Annotated in this window: 24 protein-coding genes and 1 tRNA gene; 7 read left to right on the forward strand and 18 right to left on the reverse strand. The window is 63.7% G+C overall.

All coding sequences use genetic code 11. The annotated features are described in order from the left end of the window. Positions 1–14: 14 nt before the first annotated feature. From astD to BG60_RS16515, 10 genes are all read right to left on the reverse strand, one after another. The gene (gene astD, locus BG60_RS16470; protein ID WP_034472087.1) at positions 15–1487 is read right to left on the reverse strand and encodes a succinylglutamate-semialdehyde dehydrogenase; all 1473 of its coding nucleotides are present in this window, start codon (positions 1485–1487) and stop codon (positions 15–17) included. A 12-nt stretch (positions 1488–1499) separates the two neighbouring features. Further along, a complete protein-coding gene (astA, locus tag BG60_RS16475; protein ID WP_034472088.1) occupies positions 1500–2531 on the reverse strand; it encodes an arginine N-succinyltransferase in 1032 nt (343 codons plus the stop codon). After that, complete coding sequence (gene aruF, locus BG60_RS16480) at positions 2528–3574, reverse strand: arginine/ornithine succinyltransferase subunit alpha (protein ID WP_033537219.1); 1047 nt, start codon at positions 3572–3574, stop codon at positions 2528–2530. The genes astA and aruF overlap by 4 nt, the downstream gene beginning before the upstream one ends. Before the next feature lie 16 nt (positions 3575–3590). Further along, entirely contained in the window at positions 3591–4817 is a 1227-nt protein-coding gene (locus BG60_RS16485; protein ID WP_034472090.1) for an aspartate aminotransferase family protein, read from the reverse strand. 110 nt (positions 4818–4927) lie between these two features. Continuing rightward, positions 4928–5899, reverse strand: coding sequence for a GlxA family transcriptional regulator (locus BG60_RS16490; RefSeq protein ID WP_235366349.1), 972 nt, complete (start codon positions 5897–5899; stop codon positions 4928–4930). Between the two features lie 43 nt (positions 5900–5942). After that, positions 5943–6770 carry an ABC transporter ATP-binding protein gene (locus BG60_RS16495; protein ID WP_051996525.1) on the reverse strand — a complete coding sequence of 276 codons (828 nt, stop codon included), beginning with the start codon at positions 6768–6770 and terminating at the stop codon, positions 5943–5945. A gap of 21 nt (positions 6771–6791) precedes the next feature. Then, positions 6792–7523, reverse strand: a complete 732-nt coding sequence (locus BG60_RS16500; RefSeq protein ID WP_008350370.1) for an ABC transporter permease — start codon at positions 7521–7523, stop codon at positions 6792–6794. Between the two features lie 23 nt (positions 7524–7546). After that, positions 7547–8236, reverse strand: a complete 690-nt coding sequence (locus tag BG60_RS16505; RefSeq protein WP_008350371.1) for an ABC transporter permease — start codon at positions 8234–8236, stop codon at positions 7547–7549. 281 nt (positions 8237–8517) lie between these two features. Next, positions 8518–8916 carry a hypothetical protein gene (locus tag BG60_RS16510; protein WP_033537211.1) on the reverse strand — a complete coding sequence of 133 codons (399 nt, stop codon included), beginning with the start codon at positions 8914–8916 and terminating at the stop codon, positions 8518–8520. Positions 8917–8977: 61 nt separating this feature from the next. Further along, positions 8978–10564, reverse strand: a complete 1587-nt coding sequence (locus tag BG60_RS16515) for an EAL domain-containing protein (RefSeq protein ID WP_008350376.1) — start codon at positions 10562–10564, stop codon at positions 8978–8980. A gap of 270 nt (positions 10565–10834) precedes the next feature. Here BG60_RS16515 and BG60_RS16520 point away from each other — a divergent pair, with 270 nt between their 5' ends. From BG60_RS16520 to rpsU, 4 genes are all read left to right on the forward strand, one after another. Next, a complete protein-coding gene (locus BG60_RS16520; RefSeq protein WP_034472093.1) occupies positions 10835–11374 on the forward strand; it encodes a GNAT family N-acetyltransferase in 540 nt (179 codons plus the stop codon). A gap of 54 nt (positions 11375–11428) precedes the next feature. Then, positions 11429–12022, forward strand: a complete 594-nt coding sequence (locus BG60_RS16525) for an IMPACT family protein (protein ID WP_051996529.1) — start codon at positions 11429–11431, stop codon at positions 12020–12022. 26 nt (positions 12023–12048) lie between these two features. Continuing rightward, entirely contained in the window at positions 12049–12357 is a 309-nt protein-coding gene (locus BG60_RS16530; RefSeq protein WP_034472170.1) for a 2Fe-2S iron-sulfur cluster-binding protein, read from the forward strand. 164 nt (positions 12358–12521) lie between these two features. After that, a complete protein-coding gene (rpsU, locus tag BG60_RS16535; RefSeq protein WP_006999077.1) occupies positions 12522–12734 on the forward strand; it encodes a 30S ribosomal protein S21 in 213 nt (70 codons plus the stop codon). A gap of 329 nt (positions 12735–13063) precedes the next feature. Here the strand turns inward: rpsU and BG60_RS16540 are convergent. The 4 genes from BG60_RS16540 to BG60_RS16555 form a co-directional block, all read right to left on the reverse strand. Beyond that, positions 13064–13140: transfer RNA gene (locus BG60_RS16540), tRNA-Met, on the reverse strand. A 39-nt stretch (positions 13141–13179) separates the two neighbouring features. After that, positions 13180–14724: a peptide MFS transporter gene (locus BG60_RS16545; protein ID WP_034472099.1), complete on the reverse strand. Its 1545-nt coding sequence runs from the start codon at positions 14722–14724 to the stop codon at positions 13180–13182. A gap of 421 nt (positions 14725–15145) precedes the next feature. Continuing rightward, positions 15146–15778 (reverse strand): LysE family translocator, encoded by a 633-nt coding sequence (locus tag BG60_RS16550; RefSeq protein ID WP_034472102.1) that lies wholly within the window; start codon positions 15776–15778, stop codon positions 15146–15148. Positions 15779–15844: 66 nt separating this feature from the next. Next, positions 15845–17014, reverse strand: coding sequence for a porin (locus tag BG60_RS16555; RefSeq protein ID WP_241484860.1), 1170 nt, complete (start codon positions 17012–17014; stop codon positions 15845–15847). Positions 17015–17231: 217 nt separating this feature from the next. Between BG60_RS16555 and BG60_RS16560 the strand changes: the two genes are divergently transcribed. Continuing rightward, entirely contained in the window at positions 17232–17972 is a 741-nt protein-coding gene (locus tag BG60_RS16560) for an SDR family oxidoreductase (RefSeq protein WP_034472105.1), read from the forward strand. Positions 17973–17984: 12 nt separating this feature from the next. On the opposite strand, the gene BG60_RS16565 is transcribed toward BG60_RS16560, so the two are convergent. Continuing rightward, the gene (locus BG60_RS16565) at positions 17985–18656 is read right to left on the reverse strand and encodes a ribonuclease HI family protein (protein WP_008350393.1); all 672 of its coding nucleotides are present in this window, start codon (positions 18654–18656) and stop codon (positions 17985–17987) included. Positions 18657–18766: 110 nt separating this feature from the next. Here BG60_RS16565 and BG60_RS16570 point away from each other — a divergent pair, with 110 nt between their 5' ends. Beyond that, on the forward strand, positions 18767–19273 hold the full coding sequence (locus BG60_RS16570) for a PRC-barrel domain-containing protein (RefSeq protein ID WP_008350394.1): 507 nt from the start codon (positions 18767–18769) through the stop codon (positions 19271–19273). 50 nt (positions 19274–19323) lie between these two features. Here BG60_RS16570 and BG60_RS16575 read toward each other — a convergent pair whose 3' ends face one another. Then, the gene (locus tag BG60_RS16575) at positions 19324–19566 is read right to left on the reverse strand and encodes a hypothetical protein (RefSeq protein WP_008350396.1); all 243 of its coding nucleotides are present in this window, start codon (positions 19564–19566) and stop codon (positions 19324–19326) included. On the opposite strand from BG60_RS16575, the gene BG60_RS16580 reads away from it, so the two are divergent. Next, the gene (locus BG60_RS16580) at positions 19565–19876 is read left to right on the forward strand and encodes a hypothetical protein (RefSeq protein ID WP_372492530.1); all 312 of its coding nucleotides are present in this window, start codon (positions 19565–19567) and stop codon (positions 19874–19876) included. The two genes, BG60_RS16575 and BG60_RS16580, sit on opposite strands and share 2 nt — an antisense overlap. Positions 19877–19938: 62 nt before the next feature. On the opposite strand, the gene BG60_RS16585 is transcribed toward BG60_RS16580, so the two are convergent. Both BG60_RS16585 and BG60_RS16590 read right to left on the reverse strand, forming a co-directional pair. Next, complete coding sequence (locus BG60_RS16585; RefSeq protein ID WP_034472174.1) at positions 19939–20676, reverse strand: DUF2968 domain-containing protein; 738 nt, start codon at positions 20674–20676, stop codon at positions 19939–19941. A 298-nt stretch (positions 20677–20974) separates the two neighbouring features. Next, positions 20975–21550, reverse strand: a complete 576-nt coding sequence (locus tag BG60_RS16590; protein ID WP_034472111.1) for a hypothetical protein — start codon at positions 21548–21550, stop codon at positions 20975–20977. Between the last annotated feature and the right edge of the window lie 226 nt (positions 21551–21776).

The raw sequence follows: 21776 nt of genomic DNA on the forward strand, positions 1-21776 counted from the left end.
TTCATTTCCGCCGCTTAGAACGTAAGTCCCGGCGATACGCTCGCCGGCATCTGCAATTGCGCGCTTTCCACCGAGGCCATCGGATACGAGCAATAGTCCGCCGCGTAGTACGCGCTCGGCCGCTGATTGCCCGAACGTCCGATGCCGCCGAACGGCGCCGCCGACGATGCGCCGTTGGTCGGCCGGTTCCAGTTGACGATGCCCGCGCGGATCGTGCGCTGGAAATGCTTCCACGCGGATTCGTCGTCGGCGAGCAGGCCCGCGGACAAGCCGTAAGCGGTGTCGTTCGCGCGCTCGATGGCTTCGTCGAACGTGTTGTAGCGCGTGACCTGCACCATCGGGCCGAAGTGCTCTTCGTCGGGGACGTCGCGCGCGTTCGTCACGTCCAGGATCGCGGGCGAGACAAAGCCGAGATGCGCCGCGCGCTGCTTCATTTCGAGCGCGGGCTTCGCGCCGGCTTCGATCAGACGCGTCTGCGCATCGACGAGACGCGCCGCCGCGCGCGCCGAGATCACGGCGCCCATGTACGGCTGCGGCTCATCGTCGTATTTCCCGACGCGAATGTTCGCGCTCACTTCGATGAAGCGCTGCATGAAGCGCTCGCCGACGGCATCGTCGGGGACGAAGAGACGGCGTGCGCAGGTGCAGCGCTGGCCCGCCGACAGAAACGCCGATTGAATCGCGTGATGCACGGCGGCATCGACATCCTCGACGTTCGCGACGACGAGCGGATTGTTGCCGCCCATCTCCAGTGCGAGCACGATTTCGGGACGTCCGCCGAACTGCTTGTGCAAGAGCGTGCCGGTATCCGAGCTGCCGGTGAAGAAAAGCCCGTCGATCTGCCGATGATTCGCAAGCGCGACGCCCGTGTCCTTTTCGCCTTGCACGAGATTGAGCACGCCTTCGGGCAAGCCAGCCTGAATCCACAGCGCGACGGTTGCGGCCGCGACGCCGGGCGCGAGTTCGGACGGCTTGAACACGACCGTATTGCCCGCGATGAGCGCCGGCACGATATGTCCGTTCGGCAGATGCCCCGGAAAGTTGTACGGCCCGAACACGGCGACGACGCCATGCGGACGATGCCGCAGCACCGCGACGCCATCGGCCATCGGCGCGCGCTTTTCGCCGGTGCGCTCGTGATACGCCTGCACGGAGATATCGACCTTCGCGGCCATCGACGCCACTTCCGTGCGCGCTTCCCACAGCGGCTTGCCGGTTTCGCGGCCGATCGCGTTTGCGAGCGCTTCCTTGTTCTCGTTGAGCAAGGCGGCGAAGCGTTTGGCGACCGCGACGCGCTCGTCGAACGACAGCGCCGACCACGACGCGAACGCGCGCCGCGCCGACGACACCGCGCGATCCACGTCTTGCGCGGATGCGCTCTTGCCCTGCCACACGGTTTGATCGGTGCCGGGATTGCGCGATGCAAACGCCGCGCCCTTGCCGTCCTGCCACTCACCGCCGATATACAACTGGTTCGAAATATCCATGTCGTGTCTCATTTACTTGGCGCGCGGATGAGAAGTCAGCACGCGCACCTGATCGCCTTCCTTCACGCGCAACGCCGCGGCTTCTTCCGCCGTCAGCAGGAACGCGCCGTCCTCGATCGCGCCCGTCGTCGCGCCGCAGCGGAAATCTTCGAGCAAGGTGTTCGATACGAGGCTTTTGGCATCGCTGCCCGTGTCGCTTCGATCGCCGATACGCACGCGCGCGATCACGCTCTCGCGCACCGTGCGCAAGTCCGCGATGTGGCATTCAAGCACCGGACCGGCATCGAAGATATCGACGTGATTCTCGTAACGCAGCCCTTCCGCCTCGAGCATCTTGCGTGCGGGCGCGGTGTCCCTGTGCGTGACGCCGACCGCCTGTTGCGCGGTCTCCGGCAGCAAGTCCAGATACACCGGATAGCGCGGCATCAGTTCGGCGACGAACGACTTCTTGCCGTGCGAGCTCAGGTAATCCGCTTCGTTGAAATCGATCTGATAGAAATGCGAGCCGACCGCGTTCCAGAACGGCGACTCGCCGTTTTCGTCGAAGTGGCCGCGCAATTCCGCGCACAAACGCTGCGGAAAGCGATCCGCGAACTGCGCGATGAACATGAAGCGCGAGCGCGACAACAGGCCGCCCACGCCCGCCGTGCGATAGCGCGGGCTGAGAAAGAGCGAACAGACTTCCGCATAACCCGTCAGATCGTGCGAGATATTGAGCAGCGACATGCGTGTCCACACGCGCATGTCCTGGCTCGCGTGCACGACCGTCGATACGCGATAGTTGTAGAACGGCTGCTCCAGTCCGACTTCCGTTTCGATGCCGCACACGCCCGCGACATCGCCGGTCGCGGTGTCTTCCATCACGAAGAAATAGCCTGCTTCGAAGGCTTGCGCTTCACCGGTCAGCGTGCGGCGCGCGCGTTCGACGCGTGCCGCGAGCGCGCCGCGATCCGGCTTGAACGTGGTGAGGCCCGGGCCCGTTTCCTGGGCGAGCGCGACGAGCGCGTCGACATCGCCCGGCTGCGTGCATCGCACGACGATCATTGCAATTCTCCCGATGCCTGATGCAACGGCACGCAACGCACCGTGTCCTTGTCTTCGACGCCGAGCGCATCGCGCGCCTGTGCGGTCAATTCGGCGCCGTCCGCGCGCGTGCCCGCGAGTCCCGCGACGATGCAACGGAACGCATGCGCGCCGCCCGCCGCGACGAGATACGGCGCGCCGCTTTCGACGGCGGCATCGCGCACGGCGCGCAATTCGCCCGAACTCGCCGACGCGCTTTTGTCGACGGCGATCGTCAGCACCGGACCGGCATCGAAAATATCGACGTAACGATCCGGCTCGAAGCCTTCCTCGAGATGAATGTCGTAGGCGAGCAGCGTGCTTTCGTTCGGCTCGCCGAGCACGCGCTGCGCATCGCCGGGCAGCAGCGGCACATAGAGCGGATAGCTCGGCATCACTTCCGCGATGAACGTGCGGCTGCGTCCGCCCGATTCCGATTCGACCTGTTCGAAGTCGCGGCCGAAGAACTTGCGTCCGACCGCGTCCCAGAACGGCGACGCGCCTGATTCGTCGGTGACGCCCAGCATCAGCGAGAAGACTTCGCTGGAGAAGCGCTTGCGATTCGCCGCGATGTAGATCATGCGTGCGCGCGACAAGAGATGCGCGGCCGCTTCGTTCGCTTCGTCGCGCAACGACGGATCGATATAAAAGCCCGTCAGACGGCTCTTGCCCGTCAGTTCGTGCGACATCGTGAGCGCGTGGATTTTTCGGTTCACCTTGAGTTCGCGCGAGGCGTGAATCAGCGCATCGTTGCGAAACGCGTAGAACGGCTCGGAATACCCCGCCGACGCGACGATGCTCGACGTGCCGAGCAACTTGCCTGTCTGCGAGTCTTCGAGCACGAAGAGATAGAACTCCTCGCCGGGAAATTCCACTTCGGCGCGAAACGAGTCTTCCGAGAGCGCGACGCGCGTTTCGAGCGCGCGCCGGTCGCGCGGCAACGAGTGCAGCACGGGCAGCGCGGCGCGCGCCATGCGTTCGAGCTCGTCGAGATCGGAGAGTCTTGCGGGGCGGACGAAGAGCATCATCGGATTCCGTTGGTCACTTGACCGCAACCGTGCCGACGACCTGCTCGATCGCCTTTTCGATGCGCGCGAAGCCTTCGTCGAGATCGGCCATCGGCATGATGAGCGACGGCGCGAAGCGCAGCACGTTCGGCCCCGCGATCAGCATGATGACGCCGTTCGCGGCCGCCGCGTTGAGTACGTCCTTCGCGCGGTCTTTGTAGCTGTCGTTCAGTTCCGCGCCGATCAGCAGGCCGCGTCCGCGAATCTCCCTGAACATGCCGAAGCGCTCGTTGATGCGCTCCAGATGCGCCTTGATCGCTTTGCTGCGTTCGGCGACGCCTTCGAGCAGCTTCGGATCGCTGATGAGTTCGACGACTTTCTCCGCGATCGACGCGCCGAGCGGATTGCCGCCGTAAGTCGTGCCGTGCACGCCGACCTTGAAGTGCGCGGCGATGTCGTTCGTGGTCAGCATCACGCCGATCGGAAAGCCGTTGCCCAGCGCCTTCGCGCTCGTCAGGATGTCCGGCGTCACGCCGTACTGCATGTACGCGTAAAACGTGCCGGTGCGGCCGACGCCGGTCTGCACTTCATCGAAAATCAGCAGCGCGCCGTGCTTGTCGCAGGCTTCGCGCAAGCCCTTCAAAAACGCGGGATCGGCGGGCAGCACGCCGCCTTCGCCTTGCACCGGCTCGACGATGACCGCGCACGTCTTCGGCCCGATGGCTTCCAGCGCCTTCGGCAAATCGTTGTACGGCAGATGACGGATGCCCGCCGGCTGCGGACCGAAGCCTTCCGCATACTTCGGCTGTCCGCCGACGCTCACCGTGAAGAACGTGCGCCCGTGGAACGACTGGGTGAACGAGATGATTTCGATCTTGTCGTCGCCGTGATTGTCGATTGCGTAACGGCGCGCGAGCTTCAGCGCCGCTTCGTTGGCTTCCGCGCCCGAATTCGCGAAGAACGCGCGGTCGGCGAAGGTGAGATCGGTCAGGCGTTTCGCGAGGCGCAACACCGGCGCGTTCGTGTAACCGTTGCCGATGTGCCAGAGCTTCTCGCCCTGCTCGTGCAGCACTTTCAGCAGTTCCGGATGACCGTGGCCCAGCGCCGTCACCGCGATACCGCCGGCGAAATCGACATAATCGCGGCCTTCGGTGTCCCAGACGCGCGAGCCGCGGCCCCGGTCGGGCACGAAATTGGCCGGCGCGAACACCGGAACCATTACTTCGTCGAACGTACCGCGATTCACATTGATGTCGGTCATGAGCCACTCCTCGGTTTGAGCATTACGTCGATATTAGGCAATCGCCCGCGTTCCGTCTTGCGCGTTCGCGACATGCTTCGATGAGCTTTTCCGCAGATACCGTGCAGCTTCTATGCCGCGCCGGGCGGCTCGATCAGCGCGCCGCCGCGCGGTTCGTCGATCGCGCCGCCGCGCTGCTTTTCGATCCAGTTACGGCGCTCCTCGCGCGGCGTCACGCCGAAACGGTCGCGATACGCATTGGAAAAATGCGCCGCCGATGAAAACCCGCACGCGAGACTGATCTGCACCACCGATTTGCTCGTGCGCTGCAGTTGCGTGCGCGCCTTCGTGAGACGCAGATTGAGGTAATACTTCGACGGCATCGCGCCGAGATACTGACGAAAGAGCCGCTCAAGCTGCCGGCGCGAAATGCCGACGAGATTCGCGATTTCATCGGTGGCGAGCGGGTCTTCGATATTCGCTTCCATCAGTTGAAGCGCGTCGTTCAGGCGCGGATGCCGCTCGCCCGGCGCCGTGACGAACGGAATGCGCTGACGCTCCGTGCCCGCGCGCAAGGTGCCGATGCCGAGCGAATCCGCGATGCGCTCCGCGAGGTCCGGGCCGTGATCGCGCGCGATCATCGCGAGCATGAAATCGATGGCCGCTTGCCCGCCGGAACAAGTAGCGCGATCGCGGTCGATTTCGAAAATCTGCTGGCTGACGATCGCGCGCTCGAACTGCTCGGTGAACTGCTGATACGTTTCCCAGTTCACCGCGACGCGATATTGCGAAAGCTGCCCGGCCATCGCGAGCCACCATACGCCGTGATGAATGCCGGAAACGAGCGGCGTACGCGGCGCGACGCGCGCGAGGCTCGCGAGAAAGAGCCGGTAATCGGCGAACTGCTGATAGCGCTCCGACACGACGATGAGCCAGTCGCAACGCACGGCGTCGTTGAACGCGCAATCGGCGGGAAGCTGTGCGCCGCCCGAAAGCGGCACCGGACGGCCGTCCCACGAACAGATGCGCCATTCGTAGAGACGATGCCCGTCGATTTCATTGGCGAGCGAAAGACTGTCGATGATCGGCCCAATGCCGCTCATCGACACCGGCGGCAGCGCGACGATCGCAACTTGCAGCGTCACGTTACTTGAGGCTGCCCGACAGGAACTGGCGCAGACGCTCGCTCTTCGGCGCGCTCAGCACTTCGGACGGCGCGCCCTCTTCTTCCGTGCGTCCCTGATGCAGGAACATGACGTGATTCGACACGTTGCGCGCGAAGCCCATTTCATGCGTGACGACGATCATCGTGCGGCCTTCTTCGGCGAGACGCTGCATCACCTTCAGCACTTCGCCGACGAGCTCGGGATCGAGCGCGGACGTGGGTTCGTCGAAGAGCATGACATCCGGATGCATCGCGAGCGCGCGCGCAATCGCGACGCGCTGCTGCTGACCGCCCGACAGATGCGACGGATACTGCTTCTCGACGCGCGGCGGCAGGCCCACTTTCTCGAGATATTCGCGCGCACGATCCTCGGCTTCCTTCTTCGATATGCCGAGCACATGCAGCGGCGCTTCCATCACGTTCTCGATGGCCGTCATGTGCGACCACAGGTTGAAGTGCTGGAAGACCATCGCGAGCTTCGTGCGTACGCGCTGCAACTGCTTGTGATCCGCGACTTCGAGATTGCCGGATTTATCGGTCTTGGTGCGAACGGCTTCGCCATCGACGATGATCTGCCCCGCGTTCGGCCGCTCCAGGAAGTTGATGCAGCGCAGAAACGTGCTCTTGCCCGAGCCGCTCGCGCCGATGATGCTGATCACATCGCCCGCTTTGGCCGCGAGCGAGACGCCCTTCAGCACTTCGTTGTCGCCGTAGCGCTTGTGAATGTCCTCGGCGACGAGCTTGGTCGCGACGTCTTTGGCGGTTGGCTGCAACGCTTTCTCCTCGGGTGATGACAGGGTGTGACGCATGGCTTCGAATTTTACCGCTCGTTAATGACGCACAGCGCGCACCGCGCCCGCCGGCCGCAGATACGCGAGCCAGCGCCGCTCGGCGCGCCGGAATGCCGCGACCAGCGCGAACGAGATCGCGACATACAGCAGCGCCGCGATGCCGAACGATTCGAACGACTGATAGGTCGCCGAATTCGCATCGCGCGCGACCTTCAGGATGTCCGGCACGGTCGCGGTGAAGGCGACGGTCGTCGCGTGCAGCATCAGGATCACTTCGTTGCTGTACAAAGGCAAGGCGCGCCGCAGCGCGGACGGCAGGATGATGCGGCGATACATCGTGAAGGTGCTCATGCCGTAAGCGCGCGCCGCTTCCACTTCGCCGTGCGCGATGCCGCGAATCGCGCCGGCGAAGATTTCGGTGGTATAGGCGCAGGTGTTGAGCGCGAACGCGAGGATCGCGCAATTGAAGCCGCTTTTGAAAAAAGCTTCGAGCAAGGACTGCGTGCGCACGAATTCCAGGCTGTACATGCCGGTGTAGAGCAGCAGCAGTTGCACGTAAAGCGGCGTGCCGCGAAACACGTACGTGTAGAGGCGCACGGGCGTCGAAAGCCAGCGGTTGCGCGATACGCGCGCGCAGGCGAGCGGCACCGCCGCGCAGAAGCCGAGCGCGATCGACGCCGCGAGCAGCCACAACGTGACGACGAGGCCCGACGCGCGCATGCCGTCGGAATACAGGAACGGACGCCACCATTCGGCGAAGATCTGGATCATGGCTTTTTGCTCGCTGGCAGGAGTCAGAGTTCGGCGTGCCGCACGCCGATCGAATAGCGGCGCTCGAGCGCCATCAACACGAGGTTCGATGCGCTCGTGATCGCGAGATAGATCAGCGCCGCGATCAGGATGAAGAAGAACATGTTGAACGTGCTCTTGCCCGCGTCCTGCGCCGCCTTGACGACATCCGCGAGACCGATGATCGACACGAGCGCCGTCGCCTTCACGAGCACCTGCCAGTTGTTGCCGATGCCCGGCAGCGCGAAACGCATCATCTGCGGAAAGAGAATGCGGCCGAACACGCGCATGCCGCTCATGCCGTACGCACTGCCCGCTTCGAGTTGCCCGCGCGGCACCGCCAGAAACGCGCCGCGAAACGTCTCGGTGAAATACGCGCCGTAGATGAAGCCGAGCGTGAGCACGCCGGCCGTGAACGGATCGATGTCGAACTGACTCCAGCCGAAGGCATCGGTGACATTGTTGATCGCGATCTGAATGCTGTAGAAGAGCAGCAGCATCAACACGAGGTCGGGAACCGAGCGGATGAGCGTCGTGTATGCGGTCGCGACGGCGCGCAAAGGCGCGTGACGCGAAAGTTTCGCGGATGCGCCGGCCAAGCCGAGCAGCACCGATACCGCGAGAGACAGCACCGCGAGCGCGAGCGTCTCTTTGGCGCCCGCCCAGAGGAGCGGGCCGAAGCCGTACAGGATCAAGAGTCGCCTCCATCGTCTTCGTTGAAAGAAGCGGAGCGCGACTACGAGCGCTCCGGCGATTGGCGGCGATACTCGCAAGCGAAAATTAATCGCTCAATTGTGATGAAACGTCTTTGCTGCGATGCAGCACGACGACGCGGTGAGCCGTCACGCGGCCACGGGCCCGCCGCGCAACGCTGTTCGCACGCGACAGACAGGAAAACCCCGATGCGCGCGGAATCCGGAAATTGCGGTTTTCAGGTCGCATTTTCGATAGACCGCGCGCCCGTCGATCACGCCATTTACGCGCGCGCGACGTCCCGCACGCGTTGCGCGACCTGCCCGTTCGCCACGGCGATCTCCGGGCTGTCCTGCAGCAAAGGCAGGAATTGCTCGGCGAATGCCGGGTCGCGCGTGCCGGCGCTGAACATGTCGACGACGGCTTGCGCGTGCGCGATGCGCGCGTCGGCGGTGGCTTCCTCGTCGTCGAGGACGTCGTCGATGGCGGCGATGAGCGTCGAGAACGGCGTAAGCCAGCGATACGCCGATCCGTTGATCACGATCTGCAGGAATTCGCCCGGCGACGTCGGCCCGAACTCGGCCTCGTGGCGCGCGCGCAAATGCGCAAGCACGCTGCGATGAAGCACGAGCAGCGGATGCCGCACGTCGCGCAGGAAAGCGGTGGCGGTCGGGTCGTTCATCGGAGTGGTCATGATCGGGCCTCGTCAGGAAACATCGTAGATAAGGACGAATCGAGGCCGATCAAGCGGCGCGCGTCTTGCCCGCGTAGCGGATGAATTCCGCGGCCGTGAGCGGCGCCGAAAACAGCCAGCCCTGCCCGAACCGCGCGCCGCGCGCGAGCAGATACGCAGCCTGTTCCTCACGCTCGATGCCTTCGGCGATCACCTGCACGTCGAGCGTCGCGGCCATGTCGATGATGTGCGACGCGACGCTGCTCGACGCCGCGTCCTGCCCGACGGTATCGACGAACGACTTGTCGATCTTCAGGCCGTCGATGCGAAAGTTTTGCAAGTGCGAGAGGCTCGAATAACCGGTGCCGAAATCGTCGAGATAGACGGCATGGCCCGCTTCGCGAAACGCGCCGATGACTTCCTTGGCGGCATCGGCGTCGAGAAAGCTGCGCTCGGTGGCCTCGATGTGAATCTGCTCCGGCCGCACGCCCTGCTGCGCGATCGCGGGGCCGAGCACGTCGAGAAAGCGATGCGTGGTGAGATCCGGCGCGGACAGATTCACCGACACGTAGTACTCCGGGTAGCGCTTAAGAAAGTCGCCGAGTTCGAGCAGGATCGTGTCGAGCACCTGATCGGTGATCGCCTGGATCAGCCCCTGATGCTCCGCGAGCGGGATGAAATGATCGGGCCGCACGATGCGATCGTGATACTTCCAGCGCACGAGCGCCTCCGCGCCGACGCAGCGCCGCGTGGCGAGATCGACGATCGGCTGATACGCGACGATGAACTGATGCCGCCGCACCGCATCGCTCAACTGGCCGCGCGGCGAGAGCCGTCGCACGAAGAAGAACGCCGCCCAGCTCGCGAGCGCGAGCCCGACCACGACGCCGCCGAGCAGCCAGCCCCACGGCAGCGTGCGCAGGCGCTGGCGCAGCGTCTGATGCGGCGCGCTCACGACGACCGCGAGCGGCATCGACACGGAACGGCGCACGACGTACGGCGAGTCGTCGCGCACGGGCGGCTCGGTGCGATAGACGGCGAGGATCGCGTTGGCGTCGGTGGCGGGCGTGGTCGCGATCACGCGGCTCACTTCCGTGTTGATGACGGCGACGCCGCTCGCGACCTCGTCGTTCGCGTCGAGCGTGTCGACGTAAAGCGATGGATCGGCGGCGACGTAGAAGCCGTTGCGCCCCATCACGAGCGAAGACTTGCCGCCCGGCAGACGCGACAGCCCGTACCACGCCATCACGCCGTCGCGGGAGCGCCAGTCGGGCGGCGGCAGCGTGAGGCCGTCGAGCACGCCCGCCGACACCGCGCCCAGGAGCGACGAACATTGCCAGCGGCCGTCGCGATCGTAAGCGCCGGCGTCGCGCACCTGCTCGTGCGTGAGCGCGATGCGTCGCAACTCCTGCAGATACGGCGTCGAACACGGCACGGCCGCCACTTTGCCGATTTCCCCGAGCGCGCCCGACAGCCGCCGCGTGACATCTTCGGCGCGAAAGAGCGCGGCGGCCGCGACCGTGTTCAGGCGCGCGGTCTCGTCATGCCGCTGACTGCGCTGCGCGAACAAAAAGCCGATCCCCGCCGGCGCCAGCGCCGCGATTCCCACGATGACGATCAGAAGCGCCGCCAGCGCCCCACGTTGAATTTTGTTCATTGCGTCTTATGGACCGCGGCGCAAAGACTGTCGCGCGCGCGTTGTGTATTTCCTGCCCGACGTGGCCGGCGTGCGTTGCGCCGCGCCCGAGTCTCGGACAAACGACTTAGTGTAGGGGTCGCGCATCGCTCGATTCAACGTTTTCTTTGCCCGAAAACGCTGCCTTTTGGTGGTCTTCCGCACGGCCCGCGCAAGCTTTTTTTGCCGCCGATGCACCGTGCGAAAATGGCCAGACCAGAAACCGCGTTTTCCTTGCATCGAACGACAGACATGGCCTCCGACGTTTCCTCCCGACCGCTCGTGCGCGACGCCGCGCAAGGCGACTTCGACGCCATCGCGCGCATTTACTCGCACTACGTCGAAAACGCGCTCGCGACTTTCGAAGAGATCGCGCCGTCGGTCGACGACATGCGCGCGCGTCACGCGGCCATCGCGGCGGCGGGCTTGCCGTATCTCGTCGCGGAGCTGGACGGACGGCTGGCGGGCTATGCGTATGCGTCGGCATACCGGCCGCGCTCGGCTTACCGGCATACGATCGAAGATTCGGTCTACGTCGCCGATGGTTTCGGTCGCCGCGGCGTCGGCCTCGCGCTGCTCACGGCGCTCATCGAACGATGCGAGCGCGGACCGTGGCGGCAGATGATCGCGGTGATCGGCAACAGCGGCAACGCCGGCTCGATCGCGCTGCATGCGCGGCTCGGGTTCGAACATGTCGGCGTGTTGCGCGACGTCGGCTTCAAGCACCGGCGATGGGTCGATACAGTGCTCATGCAGCGCGCGCTGAAAGACGGCTCGGACGTTGCGGCATGACCGGCCGCGTCGAGCGGCTATGATTCGATATTTGCCTCCCGCGCGTTTTCCGCTTTGCCAACGTACACCCTCGCCGCTTCCGTCAGCGCTGAAATCGACATCCGCAAGAGCCGCTTCATCGCGCTCGCGATACCCGTCGCGGATCGCGACGAAGCCATGCGCGAGCTCGAGCGCCTGCGCGCCGAGCATCCGGGCGCGACGCATGTCTGCTGGGCGCTGCTCGCGGGCGGCCAGTCGGGCATGTCCGACGACGGCGAGCCTTCCGGCACCGCCGGACGGCCGATTCTCGAAGTGCTGCGGCATCACGAAGTCGATGGCGTGCTGGCCGCGGTCGTGCGCTATTACGGCGGCATCAAGCTCGGCGCGGGCGGCCTCGTGCGCGCCTACACCGATGCGATCGCAAGCGCGATGCAGTCGGCCGAGCGCGTCGAGCGCATCGAACGCGGGCTGATCGGCATCGACATCGACTATGCCGACGAAGCGCGCGTGCGCCGATGGATCGAGCAGCACGACGCCGAACTCGTGCAAAGCGAATATGGGATGACCGTGCGCCTCGTCGTGCGGATGGCCGCGATCGCGCGCGAGCCGGCCGTCGCCGAATTGCGCGATCTCACCAACGGCCGCGCGAACGTCGAGGTACAGGCGTGAATGACGACGAGCCGCGCGCCTTCGCGATGGTCATCGAGCCTGCCGGACACTTCGTCGCAGTGAAAGGCGGCGAGACGCTGCTCGAAGCCGCGCTGCGGGCGAATCTGTCGCTGCCGCGATCGTGCCGCAACGGCACCTGCCGTGCGTGCATCTGCCGGATCGTCGAAGGCGAGATCGCGTATCGCGTGGAATGGCCGGGACTCACCGCGGAGGAAAAAGCCGAACGCTGGATTCTGCCGTGCGTCGCGCTCGCCCTGTCCGACGTGACGATCGAGCAGCCGGACGCGCGCCGAGCCGAGCCCGATCGAAGGCGTCCTCGCTCCCGCGGATTCTGAGCGCGGGTATTCCGGGATTGTCGTCTCGATTCAACGACCTACGATGTGATTCCCGAGTCCGCATATGCATGCTTTCGTACAAAGTGCGTGCAGGGTCACGCTCAAAAAGTGTACAATTGCGTTTTGCCCTAAATTCTGGCAGGGCCAGATCAACCGAGATTTCAATGACTAAAGTACTGTTGAAAGAGAACGAGCCTTTCGACGTCGCCATGCGTCGTTTTCGCCGTACCGTCGAACGCACGGGCCTGATTCAAGAGCTCAAGTCGCGCATGGCTTATGAAAAGCCCACCACCGAGCGCAAGCGCAAGAAAGCTGCTGCTGTCGCTCGTCTGCGCAAGCAGATCCGTCGCGCGCAACTGCCGAAGAAGTTCTATTGATCGACGCAGGGCATCGCGCCCTCGTCTGCTTAGGCAAGATCGGCATCGCAACCTGAGATCGATCGGGTCGCGGTTTCACGCGCAGGTCGCGTGAAAGCTCGCGGATTCGCGCACTATCGTAGCGCCCCAATCGATTAAAGCTGGCAAGATCGCACAAAGCCTGCATGAGCACACAGCTCATGCAGGCTTTTCGTGCTTGGGAAGGAAATTTTCGGTCGGATGAGCGGTCGCGCTTTTTCGCTGCCGGACCTGCGCCATTGAGAACGAAGAAGAAACGAACGCACAAAAGCGAAGAGCCCGGCTGAACCGGGCTCTTCGCTTTTTGAAACTGGTTGCGGGGGTAGGATTTGAACCTACGACCTTCGGGTTATGAGCCCGACGAGCTGCCAGACTGCTCCACCCCGCGTCTGAAGAATTAAATTATAGACCGAAGCATTCCCCGAAGTCAAACGTTGTTTGTACTCAACGTTGCTGCCGGCGTCGCGCGTTCGTTCGCGGCGGCGTTGACGGCCTGCTCCACCGCCTGCTGATGCGCCCGCGACAGTCTGCCGAGCACCGGCAGGAGCGCCATGGCGACCGCCGCGCCGCCCGCTGCCAGCCAGCCGAGCCCGAAAAAGAGATGCGTATAGAGCGGCAGCGATTGCACCGGTTCGAGGTTGCCGGACGGCATGCGCGCAAAATTGGCGACGACGCTGCCGAGATACTGCGACACGCCCGTCGCGACGAAATACGCGCCCATCATGAAGCCGCTCATGCGCGCCGGGACGTAGCGCGCGATCATCGCGAGGCCGAGGCCCGACACGAGCAGTTCGCCGAGCGAATAGAGACCGTAGCCCGCCACCATGAACCACGACGACACACGCCCATCCACCGCGTAACGCCCGCTCAGACCGAACACGAAGAATCCGATCGCCACGACGACGAAGCCGAGCGCGTACTTCAAGGCCACCGACATGCCGCGGCCGCGCTGTGCCTGTCGCGTGTAAAGGAACGCGAGAATCGGGCTCAGAAGCATGATCCAGATCGGGTTGAGCGCCTGAAACTGCGCCGCGCTCCACGTGAACAGCTCTGCGTTGCCGATCGAGAACGACGGATCGACGTTGCGCAGCGCGAACAGCGTGAGCGATGTCGACATCTGCTGGTAGAACACGAAGAAGAGAATGACCTGCAGCGTGAGGATCAGCGCGGCGACGAGGCCCGCGCGCTCGCTGCGGTCGCACTTGATCAACATGTAGCCGAAGATCGCCAGAATGGCCACGCCCGCCGCGTAGACACACGCGACCGCCACGGTTTTGTGCTGCAGGATGAATACGGTCGATGCCGCCAGCGCGATGCTCCCCGCCGCCACCGCGAACGCGTGCTTCCAGCGAATCGGCTGGTCGTCCGGAGCGGAACCGATGTGCGCGAGCGTGCGGCGCATCACCGCGAAATTCAGCAGGCCGAGCACCATGCCGCCGCAGCACACGGCGAACGCCGCGTGCCAGCCCCAGTGATCCTTGATCCACGGCGTCGCGAGCATCGAAAACGTCGAGCCGATATTGACCGCCATGTAATAGATCGTGAACGCGCTGTCGATGCGCGCGTCATCGCCCTCGTAGATGCGGCGCACGAGATTCGCCGCGTTGGACTTGAAGAGCCCGTTGCCGACGACGATCACGCCGAGGGACGCATACATGAAGCCGAGCGTGTCGACCGGAAGCGCGAGCATCAGATAGCCGAGCGCCAGCACGAAAGCGACCGCGGTCATGGTGCGGCGCGCGCCCAGTATCTTGTCGCCGATCCAGCCGCCGATCGACGGCGCCGAAAACACGAGCGCGGTGAACGCGCCCCAGGTGAGATTGGCCTGCTCATCGGCGAAACCGATCTTGTCGACCATGAACAGCACGAGCAGCGCAGCCATGCCGTAATAGCCGAAGCGCTCCCACATTTCGATCAGAAAGACGGTCGTGAACGAGCGCGTCTGCGAGGCGCGGGACGAGTGAGTTAGCATCGGAAAAAATCCTTCAAACGGCGTGAGCGAATCGGCGCATTTCGAGATACCGATTGCACGTAATGACGAAACGAGCGAATAGTCCGCGAAATGGTCAGATGAATAGCTGGGCGATTATCCGCGGCAAACACGCGATTATCGCAAATCGGAGACATTCGATTGCTATCGAATCCTGAATCAGCGGCGCACGCGCGGCGTTCGCTTTCCTCGACGCGCGAGGCAAGGAAGTATCGGGTAATCGGCAAAATCCGGGCGCGCGACGTTTCGTCGCCGCTTTCTCGCATGGCGGGTAAATCAAGCGAAACGCAAAGTTCTCGGATTCTGCGATTGGCGTAATTTGTCGCGAGAATTAATGCGCAGTTATCGACTATGACTCAATGTAATAATTCGCGCGATTAATTCGATCCCGAAAGTCGCTGAATCAAGTCGCGGGCCGCCGCACGAACGCGAGCATCACGCCGAAGCCGATCATCAGCGCCCCGCTCGCGCGATTGAACCATGTGAAACCGCGCGCGCCGCGCGAAAGCGAGCCAAGGCGCGCGCCCAGCGCGGCGTAAATAAAGATCGCCACCAGTTCGAGCAGCAGGAACGTCGCGCCGAGAATGGCGAAGCTCGTCGCGTACGCGCTGCGATCGACGAATTGCGGGAAGAAGGCCGTGAATACGAGGATCGCCTTCGGATTGCCCGCCGCGACCCAGAATTCCTGTTTGGTAAGCCGCGCGAGATTCATCGGACCGCGCGCCGCGCCCTCTTCCTTGACGACGAGCGAAGGTCCGGAGCGGATCAGCTTCACGCCGATCCACACGAGGTACGCCGCGCCGGCGAACTTGATCGCCGTGAAGAGCGTCTGCGATGCGAGCAAAAGCGCGCCGAGCCCGAGCCCGGCGATGGCGATCATGATCGCGAAAGCGACGATCCGCCCGAACGACGCCAGCACCGACGCGCGAACGCCATCGCGCGCGCCGTTCGACAGCGACAGCACGTTGTTCGGCCCGAAGGCCATGTTGATGGCGAAGCACGCGGGCAGGAACAGCGAGAAAGTCTGGAGCGACATGGGACACCTGCGGATCGGCGCAAACTAAACCGCAAAATTAGCACGCGCGCGACGCCCGCAGAATGGTCAGAAACGATGACGGATGCCCGTGCTCAACATCAGCTGATTGCGGCCGCTCGACGGATCGTTGGTGTTGATCACCGCCGGCGCGCCCGACGAAGCCCGCTGATAGATCGACTCCAGATACACGTCCGTGCGCTTGGAGAGCAGATAGTCCACCTGCAGCGCGCCCTCGTGCCAGTGCGCGCCGCCGCCGTTGGTGTACACGTACATTCCGGAGATCTGAATCGCCGGCGTCAGCTTGTAGATGCCGTTGATCTCGTAATTGTTGAGCGCGAGCGATGGCATCAGCTCGCCGGTGTCGGCATCGGTGACGCCGGAATTGATCGCGCGGGAAAATGCGCCGCCCAACGTGAATTCGCCGATCTCGTAGCTCATGCCGACGCCGAACGTGTTCTGCCGCTGCACGTTGGCGTTGAATATCGTGTTGCCCGGGCCGGGCAGCGCGAGCGAATCGTATGCGCCGCTCGTCGTGTTGCCGCGCCCGTTGTTGTGCAGATAGGCGGCGCCCGCGTTGAAGGAGCCCGCCGAATAGTTGGCCCCGACGCTGTACGCGCGATTGTCCGAAAATCCGCCCGCTTGATTCGAGAACGCGTAGAGACCGCCGAAACTCAGGCCGCCATAGTTTCCACTGGTGTATTTGACGGAGTTCGCCGCGAGGAACGAGTTGTTCGCGTTGTCGTTGTCGAGCAGATGCGCGAACGCCGTGCCACCCGTGTTGCCGGTCAGCGTGAAGGTCTGGAAGTAATCGTGGATCGAGTCGTATTGATGGCCGAAGGTGAGCGTGCCGAGCGTATCGGTGCCGATGCCGACATACATCGGATGATCGTTCAGCCCCTCGCCCGTCGCGACGGACAAGCCGCGCTCGAGCCGGAAGATCGCGCGCGCGCCGCCACCGAGATCCTCGGTGCCTTGCAGCCCCCAGTAACTGCCGTCGATGGTGCCGCTCGTCAGGCGATATTGCGAGTGGCCGCCGACGTTGTTCGTATAAGCGATGCCCGCGTCGAGTTCACCGTAGAGCTGCACCGAGCTCTGAGCCCACGACGCCGCAGGCAAGCCGATGAAGGTCGCGCAAGCCGCGATGCAGCAAGTCAGCGAGCGATTGTTGCGCGCGGCAAGGCGATCGGACTCGGAGATCGACGACGCAGCTCGGGATGCTTTGCGGCGATTCGGCATGGCAGGCTCCGATGATTCTTGTTTGAGATCGATTGTCAATTTTGTGAAGAAGCTTGTCAGTCAAAAGAAGATGCCCGATCGCATCTGTGTCCAGGAACCAACGAACGACCGTATTCCCCGCTCGCTCCTGTTGCGGGGATGACGCGTTTTGGCGTAGCCGGCGCCCCGCCGCGCTTGTCGATAGAATCGGACGACTTCAGCCAACCCGACCACGCTCATGTCCGAACCGATTCGCGTCATCCTCACCGGCCACACCCGCGGACTCGGCGCCGCGCTCGCTTCGCTGCTGCTCGAGCAAGGCGCGCAAGTGCTCGCGATTTCCCGAAAGCGCAACGACGAACTCGCCGCGCGCCATCCCGGTCAGTTGCACGAAGTCGAGCTCGATCTCGCCGATCTCCCGAAGCTCACCGAATGGCTGTCGGGCGACGCCCTGTCCCGCTTCGTGTCCGGCGCGCAACGCGTGGTGCTCGTCAACAACGCGGGCCTGCTCGCGCCGGTCGGCAGTCTCGCGGATCAGAAGCCGGCCGACGTCGCGCGCGCGGTCAGTGTGAACGTCGCCGCACCGCTGATGCTTGCGTCGGCGGTGGCGCAGGCGGCCGGGCCGTCGATCGACAGGCGCATCGTGCATATTTCGAGCGGCGCGGCGCGCAACGCTTACCCCGGCTGGAGCATCTACTGCGCGACCAAGGCGGCGCTCGATCATCACGCGCGCGCGGTCGCGCTCGACGGCAATCGCGCGCTGCGCATCTGCAGCGTCGCGCCGGGCGTCGTCGACACCGACATGCAGGCCGAAATCCGCGGCACCGCGCTCGAACGCTTCCCGATGCGCGAGCGCTTCGACGCGCTCAAGCGCGACGGCCATCTCGCAACGCCCGAGGCGTCGGCGCGCAAGGTCGTCGATTATCTCCTCAGCGACGCATTCGGCGACACCCCGACGGCGGACGTCCGCGATTTGTAATGATTCCGCAAGTCAGGCCGCTTCGACCGACGCGCGCGCCGCGTCGAGCGCCTGACGCGACAGCGCATCGGCGCGGGCGTTGCGCGCACGCGGAATCCACTGCAGACGCACATCGCCGATCTGCGCGATGAGCGAGCGCACGCGCGCGGCGTGATGCGCGAGCGAGCGGATGCCGGCGTTCTCCGGTGCGCTGACGTCGTCGATGACGACGCGGCTGTCGCCGTAGATCACCACTTCCGCTGCACCTTCGCGCAGCGCCGCTTCGAGAAGCGCGATCAGCGCGAGATATTCCGCCGCGCTGCTGTCGCCGATGCCCGCGGCGATGCTGATCTCGACCGTCTCCCCGAGCGGACCGACGAGCACCCCTCCCATTCCCAGCCGCCCGGGATTCGGCAGCGCGGAGCCGTCGAACCAGCCGCGCCATCCTGTCGCTTCGGGCTCGGTCCTACGCGGCCTGCTCCGTTCGGCGCGCCGGGCGTCGCGTGAGCGCAGCGCATCGGCGTTTCGGATTTGCTCGGCGCGGCGCGCATCGACGAAATCTCGCAAGGATTGCTCGCCCGCCGCCTTCTGCAACGTCCTGACGAGCGCCGCGTGCTCGGTGAGCGCCGCGCCTTTGGCGAGACGGCGGCTCTGCATGCGCTCCTTCTTGTAGGCGACGGCCAGCAATTCCTCGAAAGCGATCATGGGCAGCGGACGGAATGAACGAATTCCGAGCTTAGCAGAGCGCGATGACACGCCATGGGTACGGCCGTTGCTCACCATAACGTGTCTCACGATGGTCAAAGGAGCGGATCATGAGTCAATCGATGGAACCGGCTTCCGCGGGCGCGAAGATCGTCGGCAAGGGCGCGGCGACGGCCGCCGGCCCCGGACCCGATGTCATGGCGGCGAGCACGCTCGACGGCAATTCGGTCAGAAGCAGCGACGGCCAGGATGTCGGATCGCTGAAGGAAATCATGCTCGACGTGACGAGCGGACGGATCGCTTATGCGGTGCTGTCGAGCGGCGGCTTTCTGGGCATCGGCGACAAACTGCTCGCCGTGCCGTGGAGCGCACTCACGCTCGATACGGACAACCACTGCTTCCGGATCGACGCGACGGCCGAGCAGGTGCGCAACTCGCCGGGCTTCGACAAGGATTCCTGGCCTTCGATGGCGGATCGCGTCTGGGCGAGCACCGTGCATCAGCACTACGGACGCGAGCCGTACTGGTCGAGCGACCGGACGAGCGACGTCGGCCCGGGCGGCGCGATCCCGCCCGGCGGTGTGGATGCGCCCGAAGCGGGCGGCGTGAAGCTATAGCAAAGGGGAATCGCCGCCGATGGGCGGCGTTTAAGACGCGCGGCGCGCGGTCAGTCGAGCGGCCGCTCTCCGACCTGAATGTTGACGCCTTCGGTTTCGCCCATCAGCGCGCGCAGGACATCGCCTGCGAAATCCTCGATGGCGAAGTGCCATTCGAGCGAGCCGACCGGGAAGTCGTTGGGGCTGCACTTGCCTTGTGCACGGCGAATCGCACCGACCGAGAGGCTCAGCGCGCGAGCGTGCTGAAAGTGCGGATCGTCCGAGTCGAGGAACGGGAATTGGTCTTTATCCATGACATCCTTAACGGTCCCCGCCGACGAAACTTTAGGCCTGCTACGAGCGCGCAATCGTTTGCGTACGTTCGAGTTTGAAGACACCATGCAGCCTTATCGAAATATTGCCGGCAATTCGGGCGTCGAAGCATTCGACATCCTGCACGACGGCATCAAAGTGCGCTTCGTCAACGGCGGGACATACCTGTATGACTATCGCGTGCCCGGTCGCGCGCGCGTCGAGGAAATGAAGCAACTGGCCCGCGCCGGACGCGGGCTCAGCACATACATTGCGAAGTTCGGTGGGGAGTATGCCGAAAGAATCGACTAGCTGCCCGAAGGGGCGATTCTACGCGAGATCGGGAAGTTTTCTTCGGACGATTGAATGTGGCGTCATCGAACGACAGGCAGATTCGGCACGTTCTCGTTGACCGCCGTGTTGAGTTGGTGAAGCTGGCGCTGCAGTTTGTTGAGTTGCGCCTGCGCCGCGGCGCGCCGTCCTTCGAGTTGCGCCAGCTCCTTGCGAATTTCCTGCTGCTTGAGCGCAACCTCCTGATCGTGCCGCCCGCCTCGCTGCAGATCGACGCGCACGCGCTCGATCTGCGCGTCCGATTCCGCGGTGAGACGTTCGATCTGCTCGTTCTGCGCTTCGAGATGCGCGCGCCGCATTTCGGCGTCGGCAAGCCGCATCGCCTGTTCGACGAAATGACGGAACGCCGATTCCGCCGCGCCGAGGTCGCCGGCCTTGAGCACGCGCCAGACCGCATCCTCATGATGGAGCACGGCGTAATAGATCAGATCGCGCGGATAAAACAGCAGGCTCGCGGAATAGGCGAAGCTCTGAAACGTGCGAAACGTCGAGAGCGCACCTTGCTGAACGAGCCATTCGACTTCCGCGAGATGCGCGGCCTGCACGGCTTCCTTGCCGGATTGCTGGGTGGCGGGAACGACCCCGGGCCGCAGCGGCGTGACGCGCGTCGAAAGCTGAACCGGGACGGACTCCTCCCCGGACAGGTCTTCGGCGTGGATCTCCGGCGCGGTGAAGCCGCGTGGAATGTTGGCTTTTTGACGCACGAGAAACGATGGTGCGTTGTCGAGCAAGCTCCCTCTTCTGCTCAGCAGGCTTTTCACGATGGCTCCCTGGCCAGTCTTTTCCAGCACTGGCTGTCATGCATTGAGGTTGGTTTAAATTCGGTACCGCGACACGCGTTATTCGATTCGAATGAATACCGGCGCAACCATTCTGCATGACGAACGGAATCTGCTTTCTTTCGCTCGAATAAGCTATCGGATCAAGTATAGGCGAGACGTCCGGCGATTCAAACGATGCAGAAAATGCCGCCGACGCAGTGCGCGGATTCCGTGAGAAAGAGGATAAAAATGTAACGCGATGAAAAAATCGGAATGCGCCGAATGCAACGATCGAAAATCAAGAGTGGCGATAAAACGCTTGCGTCCCGTTCATCCTCATCCTGGCGATTTGAGCGGAGCGCGCTTTCGACATCAAGGCGACCATACGCATGATCCTGATGCCCTGAAGACCGCACGCAATGCCCGGCGTCTCAGCGACGCGCGACTCGAGCGAACCCATGACTCCATGCAGATTGACGACAGGCGTCGGCAATCCGGGCATGCCGATCTGCGTCGCGGGCCTGTGCAGCGGCGCGTGCGTCAGTGCGGCCTCGCGCCGATCGTCCGCGAAGAAATCTGACAGAACCTCTGGCGTTTCGACATGAGGCGCGCCTTCGTTTCGATTCTGAAAAAATTCGTCAATCGATACCAAATAACGAACCGGCGTTTCTTCGACACGCCGTGCAATCGCCGCGCAGCGTTGCAGTTTCCAGTTTTCGCGCTGACTGACTGCCGCGATCGAATCCGCGATACGCGCGCGCATTTCCGCTTCGCGACGCGCAATCAATGCGTTCAGCATGTGCGCTTCCTCGCCCGACTCCTCGGGCAATTGATCGCGCCATTTCAATAATTCGCTCAGTGCGATGATCGACATGAAGTACTCCGTGGCGTGCAGACTTTCGAACGGGAAACAGGCAATTCGATATTGTTTGGATCGCGAATTGTAATAGACCCGCGCCCTGGATCGCCTGTCAAATATCCTATCCGTTTATCGGCCATTTAGCGTCGCTTAAGACATAAATAAGGACAGTCCTAATCGCGGCGCACGCGGCACGTTCGATGCTGACGGTTCTGTAAGCGGCGCGCCTGGCGCCGGCTCA

It is taken from the genome of Caballeronia zhejiangensis (genome assembly GCF_000698575.1).
Taxonomy (GTDB): domain Bacteria; phylum Pseudomonadota; class Gammaproteobacteria; order Burkholderiales; family Burkholderiaceae; genus Caballeronia; species Caballeronia zhejiangensis.